A 23,877-nucleotide genomic window follows, 5' to 3' on the forward strand; every position below is an offset into this window, starting at 1 on the left:
TATCACCTCTTACTATAGTTTTTTAATTATATACAAATCAGAATTCATTTTACAATATATCCAATATAAGGAAATAACCTCATATTTTTATATTCGTATATACAATATGAAACTTGATGCTTTTATACTTAAGAGGTGACTATTCTTATAAAATTTTATTAAGTAATTCAGTTTTCAAATCATATATTAAAAATATCTGAAACGCCTTATAATCTTACTGTTTCTTCTTACTTAACTTTATAACTAGTTTAATTATGACACTTCTATTCTTTAATTCTCTTTGAATTAACACACTGAAATCCATACTTTTTATAAAATTTCACAGCTTTTTCATTCCACTTTAGCACACATAATTTTATAGGTTCTATTTTATTTTTCTGCATATAATTGATTGCAAATAAAAGAAGTTCTTTTCCATATCCATGACCTTGATATTTAGGATTTACAATCAAGTCATCAATTTCATTACCATCAATTACAACAGAACCTATTATTTCATAATTACCAATTAACAAAAAAGTATTTGATTTTTTTTCAGAAAGCTGTCTTCTAGAGTCGCAACAATTGTAAGGAGTTAATTCCAACGCTTTTCTCATTTCATAAAAACATTGCTCATAAATTATCTTATATGAATTATAATATTTATCTTCATAAGCAACAACATCTATGTTTGAAACAACTGTATTTCCAAAGTATTGCATATGGTAAGCAATAATCTCCACTTTTCTCCTCCTTTTCTTAATTCATAAAGTTTTAACTAATAATATACCATGATATTTTTCACCATAAATGTTTGGAAGAACACCTGATGGTACATACCCCATACTTAAAAACCAATTATATTCTTCCCTATCAATAGCATGTAGTTCTCTTAATTCTTCCCAGGGCTGCTTTAATTCTCTGTCATGGCAAGAAAGTCCCCTTGTTCCAATTGTAAATCTCATAATAACAAAGCCTTGTTCTCTTGCCCAATCTTCTGATTTTTCAACTAAAGCTTGTAATTCTTTTCCAATCTCAAAAGTTCCTCCGTTATCATATCCAAGACATTCAATTTCAGCAGTCTTGTAGCAATCATACGCCTTACAAAGTATCCATCCATTAGGCTTGTACTCACTTGAGCCACAATACCATCCTATTCCGCTTCTTAATTGTTCATTTGCTCCTTCCACATCCCACCATTCTGGTTTAATATCTGCCATGAATTCAGATACAGCAAAAATATTTTTAGAATCAATTTTATAAATTTCCATAACTTTTCCCCCTTAATTTGCAATAAATTACTCTTACGTTACAGCCAATACCTATATTGTACTATAATTGATTTTTTTTACAAATTAAAGTTACATATTTCCAGAGAGTTTTTCATAATGTACTGAATCATCTTTGGTAATAATACCTTTTATTCTTTATTTAATGCTATAACTATTTAATCACAGAGCTTCACACTAATAGCCACACCATCACCTATTGGAAGTATTGTACTATAAAGACGCTTATCTTTAAAAATTTTTTCAACATATTCATGTACAGGATCACTAAATTTTTCTGGTATCCCCATTGGTTTAAAAAGAACATCATCAGCAACTATGAATCCATTTTTACGAGTTAAGTTTATACATTTTTCTAGCATCTCACAATATAAAGACTTATCTGAATCCTGTAAAATCATATCAAACGGGCCTTTAAGCTCATCAATTACTTTACCGGCATCTCCTAATATCAATTCTACAACTTCCGACAATCCTGCCTCATCAATATTTCTTTTTGTTGTCTCATATAATTCTTTATTGTATTCAACCGATACCAGTTTCCCTCCATTTTCCTTTAATGCCTGTGCTAACCATACAGTAGAGTATCCAAGGCATGTACCAAATTCTAATACTCTTTTGGCTCCAGTTGCCCTTATTAATAATCCCAATAGCTTTCCTGCTTGTATTCCTACAGAGGGCTGAATATCATCTCTTTTTTCATCCTGTCTTAAAATTTCCTCAAGATATTTGTTGTCATTGTTAATAAAGCTTTCGATATACTCTGTTATCTTATTCATAAAATCACCTCAAATTTATTTTTTTACATTTAAGTACATATTAACAAACATATATTTAATTTATCTATATATTAATAAACATATTATCATATTTTTTGTATTTATTCAAATTTTCCTTTGATGGTAAAAATTCCACTTGCCTGTATATCTCAAGCTAACACTGAAGCTCATTGTAAACTTCCTCAAGTATAAATAATTCTACAAAAAAGGCATCTCCCTAGATATTTAGGGAAATGCTTTTATCTAAGTTAAATACATAATATAAGTAAAAATTTATGATATTTGTTATAAAACAAACACCCCTCAAACTATCTTAAGCTTGAGGGATGTTAAAATTTAGATATTCACTTTCTCTATATAGTGACAATTAACATCTATATGATTTAAAAACAATAATAATCTTTCATAAAGTGGATGAACTTTATCTCCAAACTTTACTTCTAGACTTTCGCCAATTTCTCTTACATTTTTCTTGCCATCTACATGCAATAATATCCAGCTTCCATATTCATCTAAAGTAATCTTTTTATATTCTGGAATCCTGAATTTAAGTTTTCTAAAAAAACTTTGAACCTTGTGATCTTGTTTTACAAGTATAGTCACAATAGTATCATTATCTACTTCATACTTTAAATCAGCAGATATTTTATATATTAAATTTAAAACATCTTCATTATTCTTCAGCATTTTTTACCTTACTCTTTAAGATAGGCACTCCGGTAGCTATTACTAAAACTATTAATAGTATAAATGCCATCCCATTAGAAGCAGCAAATCCACTTGGCTCAAATCCACTTATAAGTCCTGTTATCTGGAATATTATACCTACAAGCCCAAGTATAGAACCTCCAGCAACTAATCCTGAAGATAAACTTATTCCATTTGAAACCTTAGCATCTTTTTCTTTCTCAGATTTAGAAGTTTTCTCTACAAATAAACGAAGTAATGCTCCTACTAATATTATAGTAGTTGTAGATATAGGTAAATAAAATCCTATAGCAATCGCCATTATAGGAAGATTTAACATAAATAAAACAAGTCCCATAACAACACCTGCAATTACCATTACCCAAGGTAATTGGCCTGACATTATACCAGCCGTTAATGTTGACATCAAGTTAGCTTGAGGCAATGCAAACGGAACATTATCACCAGTCATTGCAAGTTGATTTGAAAGTAATAATATAGTACCAACAACTACTGCAACACCTATTACTCCAGCAATAGCGAAGTATTTTTCCATTTCATTTTTGTCACCGCCGATTACAAAAGTAACCTTTTGTGATTGAGAATAACCACCAGCTACAGATATAGCAGTAACAATAAATGTACCAAATAAAAGCAATGATTTATTATGTTCAGGATTTTTCCATCCCATTACAACAAATAGTAATGTTACAACTACTATAGAAGCTATAGTCATACCTGATACAGGAAGATTTGAAGTTCCTATAGTACCTGTTAAACGACCAGAAACTATAACAAATAGTAATGATAAGAACAACGATAAAATAGAAGCAAGAACTGCCATAACTATATTGCCATTAGATGCGATGAAGCCACCTACAAAACCTAATATTATACCACCAAATAATAATATGTTTTCAACAGATGAACTCTTCCCACTTGCTGAAGCCTTAGCATTAAGAGTTTCCTTTATAGAAGATATTATAGTAGGAATAAGTTTTATAGCACCTATTATACCACCAGAAAGCATCATTCCAGCTCCGATATATTTTACATAACTTCCAGCTATGCTGTTAACTTGCATGCTGCTTATAGCAACACTTGGATTATTCCATACAACTGGACCTTCTTTTGCAAAAGCTGCAAAGTAACCTATTAAAGGCATAATAGCAAAGTTAGATAATATAGCTCCTGCAAACATAGTTACAGAAACATCCATACCAACTATAAATCCTATACCTAATAATAAAGGATTAACTTCGACTTCAAATTTCCACTTATAGAAACTTTCATTTACATAGCTTATAACATTGTTAACTGAATTCAAAAATGAACTAGTTATGACAGTTATAATACCGCCTATGAAAAATCCAATTCCCATAAACTTCATTGATTCTCCAGCACCTTCTGAAGCAACAAGAGTTTCAGATATAGCCATTGACTCTGGATACATTAATTTTCCATGTTCTTCAACAATTAAGTAATTGTACACAAGAGAAGCTATTCCAATTCCAAATAAAACTCCAGCTGCTCCAACAGAAAAACCTTCTATAAAACTAACTTTTGAGCCTATTAGAAGAATTGCTGGCAATACGAATATTACACCACTTGCAACAGATTCTCCACCACTTGACATACCTTGAACTAAGTTTTTTCCAAGTATACCTTTTTTCTTAGCAAATGCAGCTATAAACCCAGAGCCTATTATAGAACCTGGTATACCAGCAGCAACTGTAAGACCTGACTTCATACCTGAATAGGCCGTTGATGCTGCAAATAAAACAGCTAAAATAATACCAATTATTAATACTACAACGTTTCCACCCGATTTTGAGCCACCAGAAACGTAGGGAACATAGTCTTTACCAACTACACCACCATATGCATCTTTGGATAATTTATTATTCATAAGATGTACCTCCTTTTATTTTCACAACCAATATTATAACATGTTTTTTATATAATACTATCTTTTTCTACCTTTAATTGCCTGTTTTTTCCCAAATCATTAAATATTTATTCAAAAATATTTAATTTTTTCAATTTTATAAAGATATTATAACCAATTTATCAACAAAAAAACTCCTTTCTACTTTAATATATTTAGTATATAGGAGTAATATTTTAAACTAGAGCTAAATGTTCAATTTATCTTATTATTATGAACTTTTATATGCCTAATTTTAAACAAAAAAATGCCGCAAATTCAATTACTGAATAATACGGCATCTCACATTACATTTTCGCTTTTTTAATTCTAAATTATTTGTGGCGCAATACTTTTTCTATCTGACCAAGATAAATTTTATAAGATCAAGGCATTTTTCCTAAATTCATTGGCTGAAGTGCCGTTTCTATTTCTTCGATACTTTTTCCTATGCTGCTTTCAACAGCTGCTGTTACTGCTCCTTCAACTATAGGGCAATCTACTATTTTTATTTTTTCTTTCATGCTTTCATCTATACATTCTATTGCCATTTCTGCATTCATAAATGCGCTTCCTAAATCAAAAATAACAACTGCTCCATCTTTAGAATAAACCTCTTCTATTGCATTTAATATTTTTTCCATGTCAGTACCAATTCTTCCGTCAGAGGTTCCTCCTGCTACAGCTATAGGCACATTAGGTGCCATTTGCCCTGCTAACTCCTTTACACCGTCTGCTATGTTTTTGCTATGGGATATTATTACAATTCCTACCATATATATTCTCCTTTCAATGCTATTTTAATGTAGTTCACCATAAAAATATTAATTTAAAGAGCCTCATAAATGGTTTCTAGCATTATTGCAGAAGATGTAGCTCCAGCATCTTGATGTCCTATACTTCTTTCTCCAACATAACTTGCTCTTCCTTTTTTTGCTATAATCTCTTTTGTATGCTCCACACCTTTATATGCAGCTTCTTTTGCTGTTCTTAGAATCTCTTTTACTTCAAAGCCTTTTTCTATGCCTTCATTGATTGCATTTAATGCTGGTTCTATAGCATCTATCATGGTTTTATCTTCTGCCTGTCCTTTACCTCTCATTTTTATACCTTCAAGAGCTTCATTTAACATCTTTGCAAAATCATTAATGTCAATTTCTGCTTTACCATTAGCAATCACAGCAGACTTCATAAAAGCTGTTCCATATAATGGTCCAGAAGCACCACCAACATTAGATACTAATGCCATTCCTGCCTTCTTTAATATTCCTCCAATATCACTTCCATCATCATCTTTTAGCTTTTCCATTACTGCTTTAAAACCTTTATTCATGTTAAGACCATGATCTCCATCACCAATTGCTGCATCTAGTTCTGATAAATATGATTTATTTTCGTCTATTTTTTCATTTATCTGCCCTAATATTTCTATGACTTTTTTTCCTTGTATGCTCATTTAATTTCATTCCTCTCTACCTACAATGACTTTCGATGGAGTGATATAAGACTCCACCTTTAAAAATTTCATTTTATATTACTTTAAATCCTGGTGTATTTGCTGGCGCATCTAATAATTCTTTTAATTCACTATCAAGTTTTAGTACTGTAATTGAGAAACCTGCCATTTCAAGGGATGTCATAAATTCACCTACAAAAGTTTTATGAATTTTAACACCTTTTGCTTGTAATATTTCATTTACCTTTTTATTTACTATATATAGCTCCATAAGTGGTGTTGATGATAACCCATTTACCATAACAGCTACTTCTTCTCCACTGTTTAACTCAATATCTTCTAAAATTTTTCCCATTAAATGTTCTGTAATTTCATCTGCTGTTTTTATTTCTTCTCTATGAGTCCCTGGCTCTCCATGAATACCCATACCAATTTCCATTTCTGTTTCTCCTAAAGTGAAATTTGGTTTACCTGCTGCTGGCACAATACATGAAGAAATAGACATTCCCATACTTCTTACATTAGCTATTACCTTTTCGGCAACCCCTGTAACTTCTTCTAAACTAGCACCTGTTTTAGCTTTTGCACCTGCTATTTTGTGAATAAACACTGTTCCTGCAATTCCTCTTCTTCCTGCTGTATAAGTACTGTTTTCTACAGCCACATCATCATTTACTACTACTGTAGCTACATTAATTCCTTCCATTTCTGCCATTTCTTTTGCCATTTCAAAATTCATAACATCTCCTGTGTAATTTTTAATTACAAGTAATACTCCTTTTCCTGAATCTACAGCTTTTATTGCTTCGTATACTTGATCAGGTGTAGGAGATGTAAATACTGCCCCAGCTACTGCTGCATCAAGCATTCCTTTTCCAACATATCCTCCATGAGCTGGCTCATGCCCACTTCCTCCACCACTTACTAAAGCTACTTTTCCTTCAACTGGCGAGTCTACTCTAACCAAAACATCTGCATTTTCTAATTTTTTTATATATTCCGGATGTGCTGCCACCATTCCCTTTAGCATATCTTCAACTACAAAATTTGGATCATTAATTATCTTTTTCATAAAGTCATTCCTCCATTTTATATATTTGTTATAATAAAATTATGTATACTTACTTAATTATTTATTTATCTTTATACTTTTATACAAAGCAATATTCATGCCAGAACCCAAGTTTATTATTATAGAATGTTAAAACGTGAATTTCAGAGCATTTACAGCCTTAACTCAAGTAAACATTTACAAAAAATTATACTATGAAGTTATATTTCTTGGTAAAAAGTATCAAGCTGTTCCTTTTTATCATGATACTTTTTACCAACCTGCTGTATTTATTCCCAGGTTATCTTCTTTTCTATCCCATATTGCCTGGCTTTTGCACCTACGGTTTTATGAGTAAGTCCAAGTACCTTTGCCGCAGCATTATAGCTTCCATACTTCTTAAGTGCTTTTTCTATTATAACTTTTTCATACTCCTTTAATGGTAATATCTCATCTGAATCAATAATCATATCTATTTCATTGCATCTTTTACTTTTAATTTTAGTACTAGCTACAACAGCATCTTCTCTCATATAAGCTGGAAGATCATTTAATTCTATTACTCCTGTCTCATTTAAAGTCATTAATCTCTCTACTAAATTCTCTAATTCCCTTATGTTTCCCGGCCACTTATATTCTAATAAAGCTTCCATTGCATCATTTGTCACCATAGTTATCCTTTTCTTTATCCTTTTACCGATTTTATCTATAAAATGTTCCAATAAAGGTGCTATATCCTGCTTTCTCTCTCTGAGTGGTGGTAAAAATATTGGAATTACATTCAATCGATAATATAAATCCTCTCTAAATTCATTTAACTTTACCATCTCTTCTAAGTTTCTGTGAGTAGCTGCAATTATTCTAACATTTATTTTTATGGTTTCTTCTCCACCAATTCTCTGAAACTCTTTTTCTTGAATTACTCTTAAAACTTTAGCCTGCATACTTTTATCCATTTCTCCTATTTCATCTAAAAGTATAGTCCCATTTTGAGCTAATTCGAATTTACCTAACTTCCTTTTTACAGCTCCTGTAAAAGCCCCTTTTTCATATCCAAACAATTCACTTTCTAATAAAGTCTGAGGTATCGCAGCACAATTTACTCTAATAAAAGGTCCATTCGAATTATTACTAGAAAAATGTATTCCCTCTGCAATTAACTCTTTTCCTGTTCCGCTTTCTCCTCGTATTAATACTGTAATATCTGTTTTTGCTGCTTTTAAAGTCGTAGCTAATGCATCGAGTATCTTACCGCTATGCCCTATATATTTTGAAAATGCTGAATCAGGTTTTTTGGTTCTCATAAGCTCTTCCTCTAAATATTCAGCTTTTGCAGAAACCTGATTTAATTTCTCAGATAACTTTTGAACTTCTGTTACATTTTTAACTACAGATACTACTCCTGTTATCTCCTCATCAATTATTATTGGATTTACATTAGAAACTATTATGACGCCATTTTCTTTGTAACTTATAGCTCCTACAACACTTTCTCCAGTAGTAAGTACTTTCATTCTTGCCCCATCTTTTGATATTTCTTTAATATTTTTATTTAATATCTCTTCTTCTTTTTTATTTAAAATTCTAAGATACGCCTTATTCACATAGGTTATATATCCTTCTGCATTTATTACACATATGCCATCCTGTACAGTTTCTAATATAAGCTGTAGTCTCTCTTTCAATTCCTTTACAGTTCTTAATTCGTCTTTAACCTTTTCTAAATTTGAAATATCATTAAATACTGCTAAAGCACCTTTAGGTTTTTTATCTATTATTATCGGCGTTCTATTTATGAGCAATATTCTATTATTTATTATTTCTTTTACCATTAACTCTGACTTACCAGTTCTATTTATTTCATGAAGATTTATAAACGATATAACTTCATATACTTTTTTGCCTATGGCATCACCTGCAGATATCCCCAATATTCTTTCCGCTTCCTCATTGAATATAGAAATTATATCCTGCTCATCTGTTGCAATAATTCCATTTGGTATATTACTAAATACATGTTCTAAGGTTATTGTATTATTATTTATTATGTTATCAACTTGATTTATAGTACTTTTATCTTCTAAATCAAAATCACTTTGCAGAAAATCACATAATTCATCTAAGGCCTCTTTCGGATCTTCTCCATGAGCTTCTACCGTAATCTTTTCATTTTTCTTTACTTTTAATAAAACCAAAGGCATAAGACTTGTTGCTAAAATCTTCTTTTTATCTTTATAAATAATATAAAAAGTTATGTCATTTTCTTTTTCAAGTTCACTTACCTTATGAACCACCATAGCTAAAACTCTAGCATGTAATCCTTTATCATGTCTTATAACTACATCCTTATACAGTATCAATTTTTTCAACTCCTCATTCTATGTATATTATTTAAAAATATTATCTCAAGTCAAAATTATCACTAAATAACCCTGCTAAAGTTATAATCTATATTTACTTTTATAACATAAATATTATACTAATAAAGTCTTAATTTAAAGTTAATTTAAAAGGTTTTCATTTTAGATTTATTTATTCTTTATGAATATCTTTTCTAAATCCGTCAATACTCCAATAATGAAAACATTATTGTGCCCTAAAAAAATAATAGGTAGTTTTGTTTTTACACATAACTATCTATTGCTTTATGCCTAATTGCTAATCAAAGTTAGAACAAAAAATTTATTTCATTTATAATCTTTTTTAAACTTATTATTAACCTATTTTAACTAAAAAAAGTAAGCACAGTTTTCATTGTATGAATCGTGCTTACATTTTATCTAAATTAATCCTACTTATTAAGTCCACTTACTTTTAGTATAGTATAAATTATAAGATTCTAACTTAATGTTCCTACAAATGTTGTTACACTTTGTGCTGGAAGTGTTGTTGTAAAGCTTCCGTTAGATACACTTATATCAGTACCTTTAGCCATGTTTGACGATGATGAAGTTACATATGGCGATACACTAGAAGTTTTTCCACCTTGTATATTGAAACTTTGGCTTACACTAGATGTTCCTTGATTAATTGCAACAATGACTACTTTATTATCTCCTGTATATGCTGATATATAGATGTTTGATTGTGGATTACTTGCAGCATCAACCCTATAGTAGCCTGGGCGAATAAATTTTGAGAACTGTCCAAGAACATATGTCCTTTTTTGTACCTGACCAGCTTTATTATATAAGCCATTACTATCACTAATTACCCACCACCATACATAGGCGTTCATATTTCCAATTGTCATACAATCATTAATTTCTTTAGCAGTACTCATACATCCACTTATACTTTGATCATTTAGAAGATGTTCTGTCATCCATAATTCTTTTCCTTTACTACGTGCCAAAGAATAATCCTTAATAGTAGCTCCATATAAATGCTCTCCAATAATGGATACCTTAGAAGCCGCATTAGAATCATTAAGAGTTGAATCTGACATAGAAGTACTATAGTTACAAGATTCAGGCATAATTATTTTAGTAGTACCAGAAATTGTAGAACCATTGTTTTTTAGAAAATCTCGGAATTGATCTGCTGTCCAAGTACATCCTTCATAATCCGGATCATAATCCGGTTCATTTTGAAGGGATATTGCATACAAAGGTGCTCCATTATTAGCGAAATAAGTTGCAAAAGCTTTTAGATAAGCTGCGTAATCAGCATAAGAAGAAGTCTTTAGTGAACCATGAATAGTTGAATTATTAGTCTTCATTGAAGCTGGTGGTGTCCATGGAGTTGCAAAAACAATAGCGCCTCTTGAAACTGCTTTTTTTGCATTTGAAAGTTCATCTGCCCATGCACTATAATCTCCATTCTTCCAATTTTCATTTGGAGCAATACGTACTCTTAAAATACTGAGTCCAGCAGTATTATAAAGAGTATTCATATAAGAATCGCTAAGTGCTCCGCACCATACGCTAGCTGCACCAAATCCTCGAATAAGCTGCTGTTTAGATGATAAGTTTATTGTATCACTAGCAGCTGCTGCCGCATTAGCTGGCATAGAAAGCCCTGCAAATGGTAAGCATGTTATGGAAAGTGTCAATAAAGATAATAATATTTTTTTTACTTTCTTATTCATTTTAATCTCTCCTTTATCTATATAATTTTTTAAATTTATTTAATTTTTTGTTTAAAACACAGTTTACTGTAAATTATTTATTGTACATCAGTAACCATTTTCAATTCACTTTAATTAGCAAATTGCCAATAATCCATATTAAATAAGTTGCTAGTACTATTTCCAGTAAACTTAAAGAAGATGTTATGAACACCACTAACACTATTTACATTACAAGACACTTCTTTCCACTGCTGTGCTCCACCTGTAGTACTTACATTAAGAGTTCCTATAAGAGTTCCATCTAAACTATCCAAATGTATTTCTATATTTCCCCCTACTGTTGATGCGACATTTGCTTTAAAAGTTTTAGCACCTTGACCAAAGTCAGCATTTGATACTGCAACCCAATCCCCATTATTTATACTTGTAACATCAAGATTAATGCTGCTCACCATGCTGCCTAGTGCCTGACTTTGCTCTGTTGAAATACCGCCATTCCATCCAATAGTTTCAGCCTCCGTCCTCTTATATGGATTAAGATTTGCAACTTGTGACACTCCCTTCATATCTGCTTGCACACTCTGTATAAGTCCATTTCCATCATATTGAAGTTTATTGATATGAGGAGAACGATATCCTTTTGTAATTCCCATAGCTTTTCCAAGAGTTTGCGCATGATACGTTACATACCATTGGTTATTAAATTGAAAAACAGCATGATGGTTATTTCCACCTACTCCAAAAAAAGTTCCTGGATTTTTAAGAAAAGTACCTTTATAAGTAAATGGTCCCATAGGATTATCACTTACCATATAAGCAATTTCCCCTTGAGGTGGAGTTCCTGTTGGATGTATACCTGAAAAATTAGAACAATATGAATAATAGTATTTACCATTATATTTGTGTATACCTGAATCTTCGAACATAAATGGAGCATCTATCATTGCTGCACTTCCATCTGTATGAATCATATCACTATTTAGTTTTATAACTCTGCTTGTTTGCGGATTTGCAATTTGATTCTGAGTTGGATTGTCTCCTCCTGGTATTCCTCCACCGAAATATATATAACCTGCTCCATTATCATCAACTAATACTGCTGGATCAAAAAGCCATACAACACCATTAGCTCCAGGAGTGCTGCTTGTAATCATAGCTTTTCCAAGAGGGTCTGTCCATGGTCCAATAGGACTATCTGCTGTAAGAACACCAATACCCGATCCATTGTTAGCAAAATAAAGAAAAAACTTATCCTTGCCATTTACAATTTTGTGTGTAACTGTTGGTGCCCAAGAGTTAGTTGCCCATTTTGCTATTCCACTTGCTCCTGCGACTGGAATCTCACCATAATCTGTCCAATTTACCATATCATCAGATGAAATAACCGTTATTTTATTTATTTTACTATAGCTAATATCAGCAACATTTCCACTATTATCATATTGAAGGTAATCATTCGTCATGTAAACGTATACTCTGCCGTTATAAACCATGGCAAAAGGATCTGCTCCAAACTTATGCGAAATAAGTGGATTAGAATATCCAGGGATTTTTGCAAGGGCACTTGTGCTAGCAATTGACACTGCCTGATCTGTGGTACTTGATATTGGTAATTCTTTATCTGTACTTGCACTTGCTATAGTTGTATTCAGCGTAGGTACAAACAATACTGTAGAAGTTAATAGAAGTGTAGTTAATTTTTTAAGCATATTTATAATTTCCCTCCTTACACAAGATAATATTTTCCCTTCATTTACAATAACATTTCATTTTAATATAAAATCACCTCCAATCCTAACTTACATTCTCACACTACAAATTTCATTCATAGTGTTTCATTACTTTTTACCCTTTAATTTTTCATTTCCTTTTATTAGAAAATACTATAAAAACATTCAGCAAACAATATTTTTTCCTATGTTACATAATAAGCTCCCGAAATAAATAAAATCCCTTTTATAAACGTTTACGCAAATATGTCATGTTTTCATGCGCAACCACTTGTCCTCATGTTTTCAGCATTATATGATAAAGAAAAATCAAAATTATTTATAGAGGTGATATTTATGTTAAAGCTCAAAATTATTAAAATGTGTACTGTAGTTTTATCATTAGGTCTTTTGTTCTCATTTACTGTTTCACAAAATGCCAATGCCGCAATGTCTCATAGCAAATTTTGTGGAAATATTATGAGCACTTATGTTCCATCAAACTTTGATAATTATTGGAATCAAGTTACACCTGAAAATGCAACTAAATGGGGCAGTGTTGAATCTAGTCGTGATAACATGAATTGGAGCAATTCAGACCTCATTTACAATCATGCTAAAAGTAAAGGTTACCCATTCAAATTTCATACTCTAGTATGGGGAAGCCAAGAACCTTCCTGGATTTCTGGGCTTTCGGCTGCTGATCAAAAAGCTGAAGTGCTAGAATGGATCCAAAGCGCTGGTAAGAAGTATCCAAATGCAGATTTTGTTGATGTTGTAAATGAACCTTTGCACACCCAGCCTTCCTATAAAAATGCAATAGGTGGAACCGGATCTACAGGCTGGGATTGGATTGTATGGTCATTCCAGCAGGCAAGACAAGCTTTTCCAAATTCAAAATTGCTTATTAATGAATACGGAATAATAAGTGATACAAATGCAGCCAATAATTATGTTAAAATCATAAATATCCTAAAAAGCAAAGGTCTTATAGATGGAATTGGAATACAATGCCATCAATTTAATATGGATAATGTATCAGTAGGAACCATGAACTCCGTTTTAAACACTTTATCTTCGACCGGACTTCCAATATATGTGTCAGAACTTGATATGACTGGTGATGATGCTACACAACTCGCAAGATATAAAGAAAAATTTCCAGTCTTATGGGAAAATCCAAATGTTAAGGGCGTAACATTATGGGGATATAAACAGGGAGAGACTTGGGTAAGTAACACACACTTAATTACATCTTCCGGTCAGGAACGTCCTGCCCTTACATGGTTAAAATCATATCTATCAACTCATTAAAAAAAATTGAATTTGCCTCCTTATTTTAAGTCTAAATATAAAAGCACAATGCTGGTAGTAACGCTATTATTGTTTACTCCCAGCATTGATTATATGATTTGTTAAACCATATTACTTTTATCTAGACCATTTTCTACAAGAATAGCATATAATGTACCATCTGCCCTCATCTCATTAATCTTTTCATTAAATGCACTTAATAGTGTTACATCATTTTTCCTAACTGCTATTCCTACATTTCCATATATTTCAGGTAAATAATCTTTTAAAATTCGTACACGAAGATTTGGATCTTTTAATAATGAATATTTTACAATAACAGAATCAGCTATACCTGCATCAATCTCTTTATCATTTAAAGCATTTAATAATTCTGAGGTATTTTTAAATATCACAATATCTCTTATCTGATTATCATTTTTCCATTTTTCAGCTAACTCTACAAACACTGTTCCTTTTTCTACCCCAACTACTGCATTTTTTAAATCATCTTTAAAATTAATTCTTGAAAATGTTGGTACTATAATAACTTCAGATCCTTTATATAATGGCTGCGTAAATGATACCACCTCTTCTCTCTTTGGAGTTATATATATTCCACCATCTGCAATATCCACACTGTCATCGGTGTTTAATATTTCTAATAAATCTGAAAATAATACCTGCTTCATTTCAATTTTTTCAATCCCGAGCCGCTTTGATATTTCAACTATTATATCCGCGTCAATTCCACTTAACTTACCAGTTTGAGTATCTCTATAAAAATATGAAATATCATTTAATGGTGTATCAACATTTATTACTCCTTTCTCTTTTATTTTCTGCAATCTATCCTTCTCTATTGATCCATTTATTACTGCTGCTTCACTATCATCTGCTATAGCAGTACTTCCAAGCATTATTCCTATAAAATTTACAGCAATAATCAATATTGATAATTTTTTTAATATTTTTTTCATATACCTCTCCTCTAAGATTTATTATTAATCTATAAACTTTATAATTAAATTTTCATATAATATCCTGCTGCCTAATATAAAATAGAGCAATAGTTTCACTCATACTACTGCTATTTTGCTATAAAATATTAGTTTTTAAACATTAATTATTGAACTTAGTAAATAATTAATTCATGAGTACCATTCAATATTAAGTTATATTTAACCTTAAGTTCAAATATAGTCAATTTAAAAAATGCAGCCAAATAACCGGCTGCATCCGTATTAAAGAAGATTATTAGGACATCAACGTTAATAAGTTATCAATTAGAAGTGTTAGCTAAATCTATTAACTTAAAATAGAAAGACCAGCTAATTATAAGTTTTTTTCATAGCTAGTCTTCCTTATTTGTATATGAAAGAGTCTCACTTCATACCTTGAAACATGTGCTCATAATCAATTGGATTTTCCTTTGCTGTAAGAACTTCTGGACTTAGGCAATAAACTGAAACAGTCATATTATCAAAAGCTGATTTATATTTTTCAACAAATTGTTTAGCCATGGGGAGTTTAAATAAATTAGGTGTGAATTTTTCCACTAACTTTGATAGCACCTGAGTTTTTTCATCTAAATCCTTAACTAAAGTCACCTTTCCAATAATAACAATACTAAAATATGAAGTGTCACATTTACATGGAATAGAATCTACAACCGTTCCAAATTCTTCAAAAACAGTAAAGCATACAGATGGTTTTGCTTCCATAAGCCTGTTCTTTTTCCCTGTTCCCATTCCATGTATATAAATCTTTTCATTTAAATATATATAATTTACAGGTACTGCATATGGTCTTCCTTCTTCATCGCACATACTCAATATACCGACTCTTTTTTCCTTCATAAAGTTATTAATTTTATTTTTATCCTCACAAATTCTTTGAGTATACCTTATTGTTTCCATTATAATTACTCCTTTTTAATGGATTTTCATAGGAAATCTCTGCATAATTAACTTTAATTCTTATACTTACTCTATTTATAGTGCAGATTCCCCTATATCACCTGTTCTAATTCTATAGACTTCGCCAATTGGGAGTACAAATATCTTTCCATCTCCAGGATTTCCAGTTGAATTTATTTCCATTATGGTATCTATAACTTTTTTCACATCACTATCTTGAACTACTAATATAATTAAGCGTTTAGGTACTAGCCTATGTCTTTCAGAGCTTGCTTCATAAAGTTCTGGAATCTCTCTAGCTGCCTCAATAGGTGTCATTGCAAGCTTAAAATCTACTTTCTTCTTTCCCCTGCCTAAAACGTCTCTGCAAGTCATCGACGGAAATCCTGCTTTTAAGAGAGCGTTTTTAGTTTTACTTATCTCTTTTACACGGATAATTGCCATTACTTCTTTCACAAAGCTTCACCTTCCTTATAAACCTTTACTGTTAGAGCTGATTGTGTATGCTTCCTTAACAGGGCTCACAAAAATTTTTCCATCACCAAATGCACCTTTTTCACCTGTTTTAGCTATTTTCATAATAATATTAATTATCTTTTCCTTATCTTCATCACTAGCAATAATTAGCAGCATTTCTTTGGGGATTTCATCGTAAAGAACATCTCCATAAATAAATCCTTTTTGCTGACCTCTCCCTACCACATCAATCTTGGTGACAGATGGAAAACCTGCTAAATTTAATTCTTGCACTATATCTGTTAATTTCTCACCTCTGATAATTGCTCTTATCATTAACATAAATAACTCACACTGCCTTCAGTTACAATATCTAATTTAATAATTTGATTTAGCTTAAAAAATGTATATTTTCTGTGCTGCTCCTCTTTAAGCTCATTAATTTTTTGTGGGACTATCTATTTCATCAATCATATACTTTATTTTGTCGCATATAGAGAGAATCTGATCTACATCGAATAAATCTGGAATTCTGGAAAATGGATTATCAACTGAACAAATATTATAAAGCACATCAAAATTTCGTATTTCTTTATTTAGCTCTTCTGGAAAATCAGTTACTAATTCTACAGAATCCATAAGTGACCCATAGTTATGATTTCTAGCCTCTATGCCATACCTGTTCCCAAAAGCTATCAGATATCTCTCAAGTGCAATAGATGCAACATTAAATACCACACTTGGATATTGACCTTCCTGTAGAAATTGCTCCGCTCTTTTATAATATGCATCTGCATCTTTGTAATTTTTTTGAAAAGTTTCAAAATCAATTTCATCAATCCTAATTTTAATCATAATCTTTCCCCTCTTTATAGCCATTCTGTTGGAATTTTTTAAGTCTAGTTATTCTAAGGTATACTTTTAAATTTATAAAATTAAGACAAAAAAATTAACTAAATCAACCTTTTATTTAATTAGTGTAGTTGAGAGCTACGAGTTAAAAGTAAAATAAAGCTTTCAGCAAACAAACTAAAGTTTTTACTTTTTAAAACTCTTAACTCATAATTTTTAACTCTTAACTTATTTAGGCACAATCAAAAAATAAAAAATATTAATTTTTAGCTTTAAACCAGTTACTTATTTTCATATGCCTTATCTACCACATGTTTAGGACCCATTCTTTATTCTTCTTATATTCCATATCTGTAAATAAAGTGTTTGCCATTAATTCTGCAAATCTCATTGCTCCCTTATATCCCACTATTGGATCTCTATACATTCCTGCACGGTCATATACAGGGAAGCCAACTCTTACCATTGGAATATTATACTGCATGCCGATGAACCTGCCTTTTGAATGTCCTAGAATTAAATCTAATTCTAGCCCTTCATTTTTTATTCTATTCTCTAATTCCCAGAAGTCTGCATTGGTTACTATTTCCATTTTGTGTTTTACATTCTTTTTAAGCTCCTCGATTCTTGGATCTTTTACATAACCAGTATTGTCATCACCTAATAAAAGCAGTACTGGTTTCATTTCTAGGTCAAGACAGAATTCAGCTAATGAAATAACTAAATCAGGACTTCCGTAAATAGCCACCTTCTTATCTGCTAAAAACATATGCGTAAGATCTTGTATTGCATCTAGTGCAATTCCACGTTCATAAGCTAAAGATTTTGGAATTTCTTTTCCTGTTATTTCTTTTAATGTTTGTAAAAATGAATCCGTATTACGTATTCCTATAGGTGTTGGTCCAATTGTAGCAGGAACTTGGAATTTATCCTCTAAGTATTCAGCTGCCTTTGCTCCTTCATATTTATTAAGGGCTATAGTTGCCATAGCATTAGCAGTGTCAGTTAAATCCTCTATAGTAGTCTCTCCATGTGAAACTGTATGTTCTGCTGGCATTAGTGGCGAATCAAAGCTTTCTATTTCAAAGAGAACTGTCGCATCTATATTCATTTCTGCTAAAAGATGCTTAAGTTCTGTAACATCACCAGGGTTTACCCATCCAGTAATAAGATTTAACTTTCCATTTGGCTCGCCCTTTTTAGCAAAATGTTTTACAAAAGCTTCAACAGCTACATCATAGCCACTTATCATGCTGCCTTTAAAACTTGGTGTATGGATTGGAATTAAATGTACCTCTCTGTCTGGATATTTTTCTTTTAATAATCCAGCATTAAGTTTTCTTACTACACCATCTATATCATCACCAATAACTTCTGTGGAACAAGTTGATATTATAGGTATAACCTTAACATCTGGATATCTCATTAATAGTACATCAACACCTTCTTCAACTCTTTTAACTGCTCCAAATACTGCGCCATCTTCATGTAATGATGTAGATGCAAGCTCAAAACTCTCTTTAAAATGCTGTGAAAATATCAATCTTACAAACATAACACAACCTTGTCCCCCATGAACTAGTCCTATACAATCTTTAACTCCAATACTAACAAATTGAGCTCCAGCTGGCTGACACGTAAATATAGGATTAATTACACCCGCACGTTCTTTTTCTTTTACTTCACAAGACATTTTACCTCTCTCCTTTCTAATAACGAGGATCAACTAGTTCCTTATTTAGCGATCCACTTATGGTTAATAAATCCATACGGTCTTTTACCTCTTTCATAAGTGCCTCAATTTCATCTTTTTTCATTTCCAAAAGCCATAAGTATCTGCTTTTAAAAGCTTCTGCTAAACATACTGCATCAGCCCAGTAGCATTTATCCTCTGGAGTATCAGTTTTAACAGGTTCACCTAATAACAGCTGTTTTGTTTTGCTAAGTATTTCCTTATTTTGTCTTTCTCTATCCCATGCTCTAGAATGAAACTGCCATAAACAATGTTTCATAATATAATCAATAAGCTGATTTAATTTTTCTTTTTTAGGATCTATCATTAACTTCCCCTCCTTTATACTATACTTGTAATTTCTTCTTTAGCTTCCATATAAGGATATGTTTTATCATGAAGCTCAGCAAGACAATCATATTTGCCCGTATATTCTCTTAAAATTGGTGAAGATACTATATCTTCACTCAAACTTACATCCGAAAGCATTTTCTGAGTTAAGAATCTATTATCTTTTGATATTTCATCCTTAGAAATATCAAACATAGCAAGCTGATGCATAGGGGAATATATTGCATTATATAAATCACGGGCAAATCTAACCCAGCCTTCATACCCTTTCCATGGTCCATTATGATATGCATGAGCATTTAGATACGGAACTCCAACCTTTTTTACATATTCTCCAGGACGTTTTCCAGTGCATATAATATCTGGTTTTAAGGTTTTTATTGCTTCTAAAGATTCAAGTTCGTTAGGATCATCAATCGCAAGAGCCCCTACTTCACATCTTGAAATACCCTTTTCCATATCACCCTGATGTCCAAACTTTGTATATACTGAAACAACTTCCATACCAAACTCTTCATGAACTGAATGAGCCCAATGCCAAAGCTTTGATCCCCCTGGCCATAAGCAGATTTTTTTACCCTTAAGTCTCTCTTTATACCAATCTAATTCCGGTTTCCATCTTGCTGTTTCTTCATCTATTATTGCTTGTGCCCTGTCTTCTATTCCAAAAAATAATCCTATTTTCTTTAGAGATAATGACAAAGCTTCAAAACCAAATCCATCTATATCAAGTCGTGGAATCCCATATCTTACTCTAAGTTCATTACAAATATATTCAGCAGAACGTGCACACTCAAGAACATTTAATTGTGCTTTATGCATTCCCCTTAAGTCATCATAAGATCCATTACCTGTAAAAGTTGAAAGAACTTGAATTCCCATTCTCTTAAAATAATCCTGCATTACCTCCTCATCACCCTGAATGTTATATTCTCCAACATAATTTATAACATAATCGCTAGTGATTTTAGGTTCATAAGTTCCAACCTTTTGATTTATCCATGCAATATTTATCTTATGGTGTCCTCCAGATTGACTAGGCCCTGCAAACCCCGGAGAATTACAGACAAATATATCTACGCCAGGCATTTCTTTCATTACCTGTTTAGCTATAGCTTCAATATCATCTCCAATTAAAGCAGTTCCACAAGTTTGATATATTGACATTCTCTTTATTTCTGGAAAAGCTTTAAAAGCTTCAATTATATTTTTCTTTAATAATTTCTCTGCCCCAAATACTATATTTTTTTCTTTTACATCTGTAGCAAAAGTATATTTAATCTGAAAATTATCATTATCACTTATATAACGTTTTGTCTGCCACGTATCATAGGTACACCCTATTGGTCCGTGACTCATATGGATAACATCCTTCATAGGTGTACCTATAACGTGCTTAGCTCCACAATATGCACATCCACGTTCTGTTATGCTTCCTGGTATTGTATTAAGGTACCCAAGAGGAAGTGCATCAGTTAAATCTTCACCTTCACCTTTTATAACTGCATGATCTCCTCTTTCTGGAATACATTCGCTACATTTAAATAAATGCTTTGGCATAATTAGTTCCTCCTTTTTATTAAATTTAATTACTATAAATTAACTAATCAGAAATACCGTACTTAACAACCATTGCTTCTAACTCGTCCATTTGTAATGGTTTTGGAATAACAAACATTTTATTTTCAATTATCTTACGTGCTAATTCTCCATATTCTTTTGCTTGATTACACTCAGCATCATATTCAACAACAGTTTTCTTATTAAATTCAGCTTTTTGAACAATATTGTCACGAGGCATGAAATGGATCATTTGAGTTCCTATTGCTGCTGTAAATTCTTCTAAGAATTCTCTTTCTCTATCAACCTTACGGCTGTTACAAATAATTCCTCCAAGCCTAACTCCACTTTGCTCTGCGTATTTAACAAGGCCTTTACAAATATTATTCGCTGCATATATAGCCATCATTTCTCCTGAAGCTACTATATAAACTTCTTGTGCTTTACCATCACGGATAGGCATTGCAAACCCTCCACAAACAACGTCACCAAGTACATCAAAAAATACAAAATCTAAGTCAGGTGTATACGCTCCATTTTTTTCCATAAGATCAATTGCAGTAATAACTCCACGGCCTGCACATCCAACACCTGGCTCTGGGCCTCCAGATTCGACACACCTTATACCTTTATATCCATTCTTTACAACTGCATCAACAGTAATTTTTTCTTCTCCTTCATCTCTTAACATATCCATTAAAGTTTTTTGATTCATTCCTCCAAGGATAAGTCTAGTTGAATCGGCTTTAGGGTCACATCCATGTATAAATATATGTTTATCATAGTAGTATGCCATTGCTGCTGCTGTATTTTGTTGAGTAGTTGATTTACCTATTCCACCTTTACCGTAAATTGCGATTTTTCTTGTCATTTTAATCTTCTCCTTCCAAACTTTTAATAGTTAAATATACTTTTTAATATAGATTTACTTTTGAAAGAATTTATCGGCTTTAGCTTAATAATTTAAAAACTAATTCGAAAAAAGTGCTTTTCTATAAAATATAACAGGCAACTTTAATAAACCTGGTGCCACTAGGATTAATAAATTCCTCAAAGCTTTATGTTATATTCGTGGTATAGCATAAGGCCTTCTATTTTTCATTTCAGAGATTCAAATTATTGCACTAGAGATTTATTGGAACCACTTCACTTAAGCTATCATAAAAATAGGTAGCCTTAATAAACCTGGCGCCACTAGAATAGTTAGTTTTTCTAAACTTCATCTTATATTCGTGGTATAAAATAAAGTCCTCTATTTCCTCTAATTCTTTAAAAGTAATTCTTTCTACACCATACAACATCTCTCCTTTCACTATGTATTAATGGACAATTATTTACCCACTATATATATCAAGACTCTTATTGAGCCAAGATTGCATATAAGTTTTTATCAATATTCGTGGTATTCATAAAATACTTTAGCTGCAATAACAGTTTAAAGTCGAATTTATAAAAATTTCAATTTCCAAGTTAGTTAGATGCATAAATTTGCTTTAAAATATCATAAAGAATATTTTAAATGTACAAAGGGGCATAATTGATTAATATCAATAATACCCCTTTGTATATAATGAATTTTTATTATATTTTCTCCTCTTTACTTCATCAATATTCTTTATAAAAAAATAAGAAAACAAAATAGTAAATTGATTAAATGAATAATACACCTTCGTATATAAACTAATATTATTATACATTACATTACATCAACTCTGTTTTATTTTCTGTTTCATCCGCTTTTGATAGTTTTTATTTATTGTTATTAGATTTTATTATACCTTTAATAATTACATTGTCAATATTATTTTATAAAATATTCTATTTTGAAAATTTATTTTTTAATATTAAATTTTAGCAATAGTTTTATGATCATAATTCAAAATGAAAACATTTTTATTTGAAATAAATGTAATATATCTATTGATTTACAAAGATTTTACCCTAACAACATAACAAAACAAAAAAAATCTCTATTAAATTATTCTTTTTTTCAATCTTTAAAATTAATATTGCTTTTATATTATTATTATTCTATAATGTTCAAAATACAATTTATTTCTATTTTTGTTAACTTTAAATTTTATGGAGGTGATTATATATGAGCATGATTGCAGTTTTATTAAATGATTCTGAAGAAACCTGTAGCTGGCAGCATAATGGCATAGTCGCACTATTTCAAAACTCTAATGGAAAATGGATTAAAGTAAAAAGCATTTCCTATCTTATCCCTTTGGATGAATATGATTTAAATCTTATAAGGGATTACTATCTCCACTTATTATCTGAATTAGACGATTGTAAAATATTTGTAGCCAAAAAATTATCTGGATTTTTAATAAACCTTTTAGATTATAATAAACTAAATATATATGAATTGAATGGAAATCCAGTTGATTTTTTAGATTCAGTTTATATTTCCGAAGAAAGAAAAAAAGAACAGAAAATCTTTTTAGAATCCCAGGTAATAGATCTATTTGCACCAAGAAAAATGGATGAACTAGGAAATTATAAACTTGATCTGTATAAGCTCTTGCACTCTGATTCAAAAGTCACATCTAAACAGATAATTGTACCTTTTTTAAAAAACCAAAATATCCGTAACTTAGAAGTAGTTTGTGACCATATTCCAAAGTGGTTTGACCGACTATTAAAAGAAATTGGATTTACCTATCTCATATCCTCTCAAAAAGACGGATTAATCACTGTAAATATTTCTCCTGTTTTATAACTATATGTTTTTTAAGTTTCTAGAATTATTTCTATAT

General features: G+C 31.2%; 23 protein-coding genes. 2 read left to right on the top strand and 21 right to left on the bottom strand.

Annotated elements, in window-relative coordinates:
• Positions 1–263 precede the first annotated feature (263 nt).
• The 11 genes from CDLVIII_RS20615 to CDLVIII_RS20665 form a co-directional block, all read right to left on the bottom strand.
• Positions 264–722: a GNAT family N-acetyltransferase gene (locus CDLVIII_RS20615; protein WP_009171407.1), complete on the bottom strand. Its 459-nt coding sequence runs from the start codon at positions 720–722 to the stop codon at positions 264–266.
• Between the two features lie 21 nt (positions 723–743).
• Positions 744–1,250 carry a hypothetical protein gene (locus tag CDLVIII_RS20620; RefSeq protein WP_009171408.1) on the bottom strand — a complete coding sequence of 169 codons (507 nt, stop codon included), beginning with the start codon at positions 1,248–1,250 and terminating at the stop codon, positions 744–746.
• Between the two features lie 176 nt (positions 1,251–1,426).
• The gene (locus tag CDLVIII_RS20625) at positions 1,427–2,047 is read right to left on the bottom strand and encodes an O-methyltransferase (RefSeq protein ID WP_009171409.1); all 621 of its coding nucleotides are present in this window, start codon (positions 2,045–2,047) and stop codon (positions 1,427–1,429) included.
• Between the two features lie 336 nt (positions 2,048–2,383).
• Positions 2,384–2,734 (bottom strand): PqqD family peptide modification chaperone, encoded by a 351-nt coding sequence (locus tag CDLVIII_RS20630; protein ID WP_009171410.1) that lies wholly within the window; start codon positions 2,732–2,734, stop codon positions 2,384–2,386.
• Positions 2,721–4,643: an oligopeptide transporter, OPT family gene (locus CDLVIII_RS20635; RefSeq protein WP_009171411.1), complete on the bottom strand. Its 1,923-nt coding sequence runs from the start codon at positions 4,641–4,643 to the stop codon at positions 2,721–2,723. Before CDLVIII_RS20635 ends, CDLVIII_RS20630 begins: the two co-directional genes overlap by 14 nt.
• A 404-nt stretch (positions 4,644–5,047) precedes the next feature.
• The gene (dhaM, locus tag CDLVIII_RS20640; RefSeq protein ID WP_009171412.1) at positions 5,048–5,437 is read right to left on the bottom strand and encodes a dihydroxyacetone kinase phosphoryl donor subunit DhaM; all 390 of its coding nucleotides are present in this window, start codon (positions 5,435–5,437) and stop codon (positions 5,048–5,050) included.
• 53 nt (positions 5,438–5,490) lie between these two features.
• Positions 5,491–6,117 (bottom strand): dihydroxyacetone kinase subunit DhaL, encoded by a 627-nt coding sequence (dhaL, locus tag CDLVIII_RS20645; protein WP_009171413.1) that lies wholly within the window; start codon positions 6,115–6,117, stop codon positions 5,491–5,493.
• 73 nt (positions 6,118–6,190) lie between these two features.
• Positions 6,191–7,189: a dihydroxyacetone kinase subunit DhaK gene (gene dhaK / locus CDLVIII_RS20650; protein ID WP_009171414.1), complete on the bottom strand. Its 999-nt coding sequence runs from the start codon at positions 7,187–7,189 to the stop codon at positions 6,191–6,193.
• 269 nt (positions 7,190–7,458) lie between these two features.
• Entirely contained in the window at positions 7,459–9,528 is a 2,070-nt protein-coding gene (locus CDLVIII_RS20655; RefSeq protein WP_009171415.1) for a sigma 54-interacting transcriptional regulator, read from the bottom strand.
• Between the two features lie 479 nt (positions 9,529–10,007).
• The gene (locus CDLVIII_RS20660; protein WP_009171416.1) at positions 10,008–11,258 is read right to left on the bottom strand and encodes a glucuronoarabinoxylan endo-1,4-beta-xylanase; all 1,251 of its coding nucleotides are present in this window, start codon (positions 11,256–11,258) and stop codon (positions 10,008–10,010) included.
• 110 nt (positions 11,259–11,368) lie between these two features.
• Positions 11,369–12,949 carry a glycoside hydrolase family 43 protein gene (locus CDLVIII_RS20665; protein ID WP_009171417.1) on the bottom strand — a complete coding sequence of 527 codons (1,581 nt, stop codon included), beginning with the start codon at positions 12,947–12,949 and terminating at the stop codon, positions 11,369–11,371.
• Between the two features lie 357 nt (positions 12,950–13,306).
• Here CDLVIII_RS20665 and CDLVIII_RS20670 point away from each other — a divergent pair, with 357 nt between their 5' ends.
• Positions 13,307–14,263 (top strand): endo-1,4-beta-xylanase, encoded by a 957-nt coding sequence (locus CDLVIII_RS20670; protein ID WP_009171418.1) that lies wholly within the window; start codon positions 13,307–13,309, stop codon positions 14,261–14,263.
• A gap of 101 nt (positions 14,264–14,364) precedes the next feature.
• On the opposite strand, the gene CDLVIII_RS20675 is transcribed toward CDLVIII_RS20670, so the two are convergent.
• From CDLVIII_RS20675 to CDLVIII_RS31540, 10 genes are all read right to left on the bottom strand, one after another.
• Complete coding sequence (locus CDLVIII_RS20675) at positions 14,365–15,222, bottom strand: ABC transporter substrate-binding protein (RefSeq protein ID WP_009171419.1); 858 nt, start codon at positions 15,220–15,222, stop codon at positions 14,365–14,367.
• A 405-nt stretch (positions 15,223–15,627) separates the two neighbouring features.
• A complete protein-coding gene (locus CDLVIII_RS20680; RefSeq protein WP_009171420.1) occupies positions 15,628–16,161 on the bottom strand; it encodes a pyridoxamine 5'-phosphate oxidase family protein in 534 nt (177 codons plus the stop codon).
• A 75-nt stretch (positions 16,162–16,236) separates the two neighbouring features.
• On the bottom strand, positions 16,237–16,617 hold the full coding sequence (locus tag CDLVIII_RS20685) for a P-II family nitrogen regulator (protein ID WP_009171421.1): 381 nt from the start codon (positions 16,615–16,617) through the stop codon (positions 16,237–16,239).
• Positions 16,618–16,632: 15 nt separating this feature from the next.
• Positions 16,633–16,959 carry a P-II family nitrogen regulator gene (locus CDLVIII_RS20690; RefSeq protein ID WP_009171422.1) on the bottom strand — a complete coding sequence of 109 codons (327 nt, stop codon included), beginning with the start codon at positions 16,957–16,959 and terminating at the stop codon, positions 16,633–16,635.
• A gap of 96 nt (positions 16,960–17,055) precedes the next feature.
• Positions 17,056–17,472: a HEPN domain-containing protein gene (locus CDLVIII_RS20695; RefSeq protein ID WP_009171423.1), complete on the bottom strand. Its 417-nt coding sequence runs from the start codon at positions 17,470–17,472 to the stop codon at positions 17,056–17,058.
• Positions 17,473–17,773: 301 nt separating this feature from the next.
• The gene (gene anfK / locus CDLVIII_RS20700; protein WP_009171424.1) at positions 17,774–19,162 is read right to left on the bottom strand and encodes a Fe-only nitrogenase subunit beta; all 1,389 of its coding nucleotides are present in this window, start codon (positions 19,160–19,162) and stop codon (positions 17,774–17,776) included.
• 16 nt (positions 19,163–19,178) lie between these two features.
• Complete coding sequence (gene anfG / locus CDLVIII_RS20705; protein WP_009171425.1) at positions 19,179–19,529, bottom strand: Fe-only nitrogenase subunit delta; 351 nt, start codon at positions 19,527–19,529, stop codon at positions 19,179–19,181.
• Between the two features lie 14 nt (positions 19,530–19,543).
• Positions 19,544–21,112, bottom strand: coding sequence for a nitrogenase iron-iron protein, alpha chain (gene anfD, locus CDLVIII_RS20710; protein WP_009171426.1), 1,569 nt, complete (start codon positions 21,110–21,112; stop codon positions 19,544–19,546).
• Positions 21,113–21,155: 43 nt separating this feature from the next.
• On the bottom strand, positions 21,156–21,983 hold the full coding sequence (gene nifH, locus CDLVIII_RS20715; protein WP_009171427.1) for a nitrogenase iron protein: 828 nt from the start codon (positions 21,981–21,983) through the stop codon (positions 21,156–21,158).
• A gap of 253 nt (positions 21,984–22,236) precedes the next feature.
• Positions 22,237–22,425, bottom strand: coding sequence for a hypothetical protein (locus CDLVIII_RS31540; protein WP_186005516.1), 189 nt, complete (start codon positions 22,423–22,425; stop codon positions 22,237–22,239).
• Between the two features lie 785 nt (positions 22,426–23,210).
• On the opposite strand from CDLVIII_RS31540, the gene CDLVIII_RS20720 reads away from it, so the two are divergent.
• Positions 23,211–23,840 (top strand): Fe-only nitrogenase accessory AnfO family protein, encoded by a 630-nt coding sequence (locus tag CDLVIII_RS20720; RefSeq protein ID WP_009171429.1) that lies wholly within the window; start codon positions 23,211–23,213, stop codon positions 23,838–23,840.
• The last annotated feature ends 37 nt before the right edge of the window (positions 23,841–23,877 follow it).

This window comes from Clostridium sp. DL-VIII (assembly GCF_000230835.1).
Lineage (GTDB): Bacteria > Bacillota > Clostridia > Clostridiales > Clostridiaceae > Clostridium.

Bases quoted from the DNA above. Each gene is read 5' to 3' on its own strand.
- dhaK (WP_009171414.1), bottom strand. From the start codon at position 7,189: ATGAAAAAGATAATTAATGATCCAAATTTTGTAGTTGAAGATATGCTA.
- nifH (WP_009171427.1), bottom strand. From the start codon at position 21,983: ATGACAAGAAAAATCGCAATTTACGGTAAAGGTGGAATAGGTAAATCA.
- CDLVIII_RS20690 (WP_009171422.1), bottom strand. From the start codon at position 16,959: ATGTTAATGATAAGAGCAATTATCAGAGGTGAGAAATTAACAGATATA.
- anfG (WP_009171425.1), bottom strand. From the start codon at position 19,529: ATGATAGATCCTAAAAAAGAAAAATTAAATCAGCTTATTGATTATATT.
- dhaL (WP_009171413.1), bottom strand. From the start codon at position 6,117: ATGAGCATACAAGGAAAAAAAGTCATAGAAATATTAGGGCAGATAAAT.
- dhaM (WP_009171412.1), bottom strand. From the start codon at position 5,437: ATGGTAGGAATTGTAATAATATCCCATAGCAAAAACATAGCAGACGGT.
- CDLVIII_RS20665 (WP_009171417.1), bottom strand. From the start codon at position 12,949: ATGCTTAAAAAATTAACTACACTTCTATTAACTTCTACAGTATTGTTT.
- CDLVIII_RS20695 (WP_009171423.1), bottom strand. From the start codon at position 17,472: ATGATTAAAATTAGGATTGATGAAATTGATTTTGAAACTTTTCAAAAA.
- anfK (WP_009171424.1), bottom strand. From the start codon at position 19,162: ATGTCTTGTGAAGTAAAAGAAAAAGAACGTGCGGGTGTAATTAATCCT.
- CDLVIII_RS20680 (WP_009171420.1), bottom strand. From the start codon at position 16,161: ATGGAAACAATAAGGTATACTCAAAGAATTTGTGAGGATAAAAATAAA.
- CDLVIII_RS20670 (WP_009171418.1), top strand. From the start codon at position 13,307: ATGTTAAAGCTCAAAATTATTAAAATGTGTACTGTAGTTTTATCATTA.
- anfD (WP_009171426.1), bottom strand. From the start codon at position 21,112: ATGCCAAAGCATTTATTTAAATGTAGCGAATGTATTCCAGAAAGAGGA.
- CDLVIII_RS20620 (WP_009171408.1), bottom strand. From the start codon at position 1,250: ATGGAAATTTATAAAATTGATTCTAAAAATATTTTTGCTGTATCTGAA.
- CDLVIII_RS20675 (WP_009171419.1), bottom strand. From the start codon at position 15,222: ATGAAAAAAATATTAAAAAAATTATCAATATTGATTATTGCTGTAAAT.
- CDLVIII_RS20720 (WP_009171429.1), top strand. From the start codon at position 23,211: ATGAGCATGATTGCAGTTTTATTAAATGATTCTGAAGAAACCTGTAGC.
- CDLVIII_RS20630 (WP_009171410.1), bottom strand. From the start codon at position 2,734: ATGCTGAAGAATAATGAAGATGTTTTAAATTTAATATATAAAATATCT.
- CDLVIII_RS20625 (WP_009171409.1), bottom strand. From the start codon at position 2,047: ATGAATAAGATAACAGAGTATATCGAAAGCTTTATTAACAATGACAAC.
- CDLVIII_RS20635 (WP_009171411.1), bottom strand. From the start codon at position 4,643: ATGAATAATAAATTATCCAAAGATGCATATGGTGGTGTAGTTGGTAAA.
- CDLVIII_RS20660 (WP_009171416.1), bottom strand. From the start codon at position 11,258: ATGAATAAGAAAGTAAAAAAAATATTATTATCTTTATTGACACTTTCC.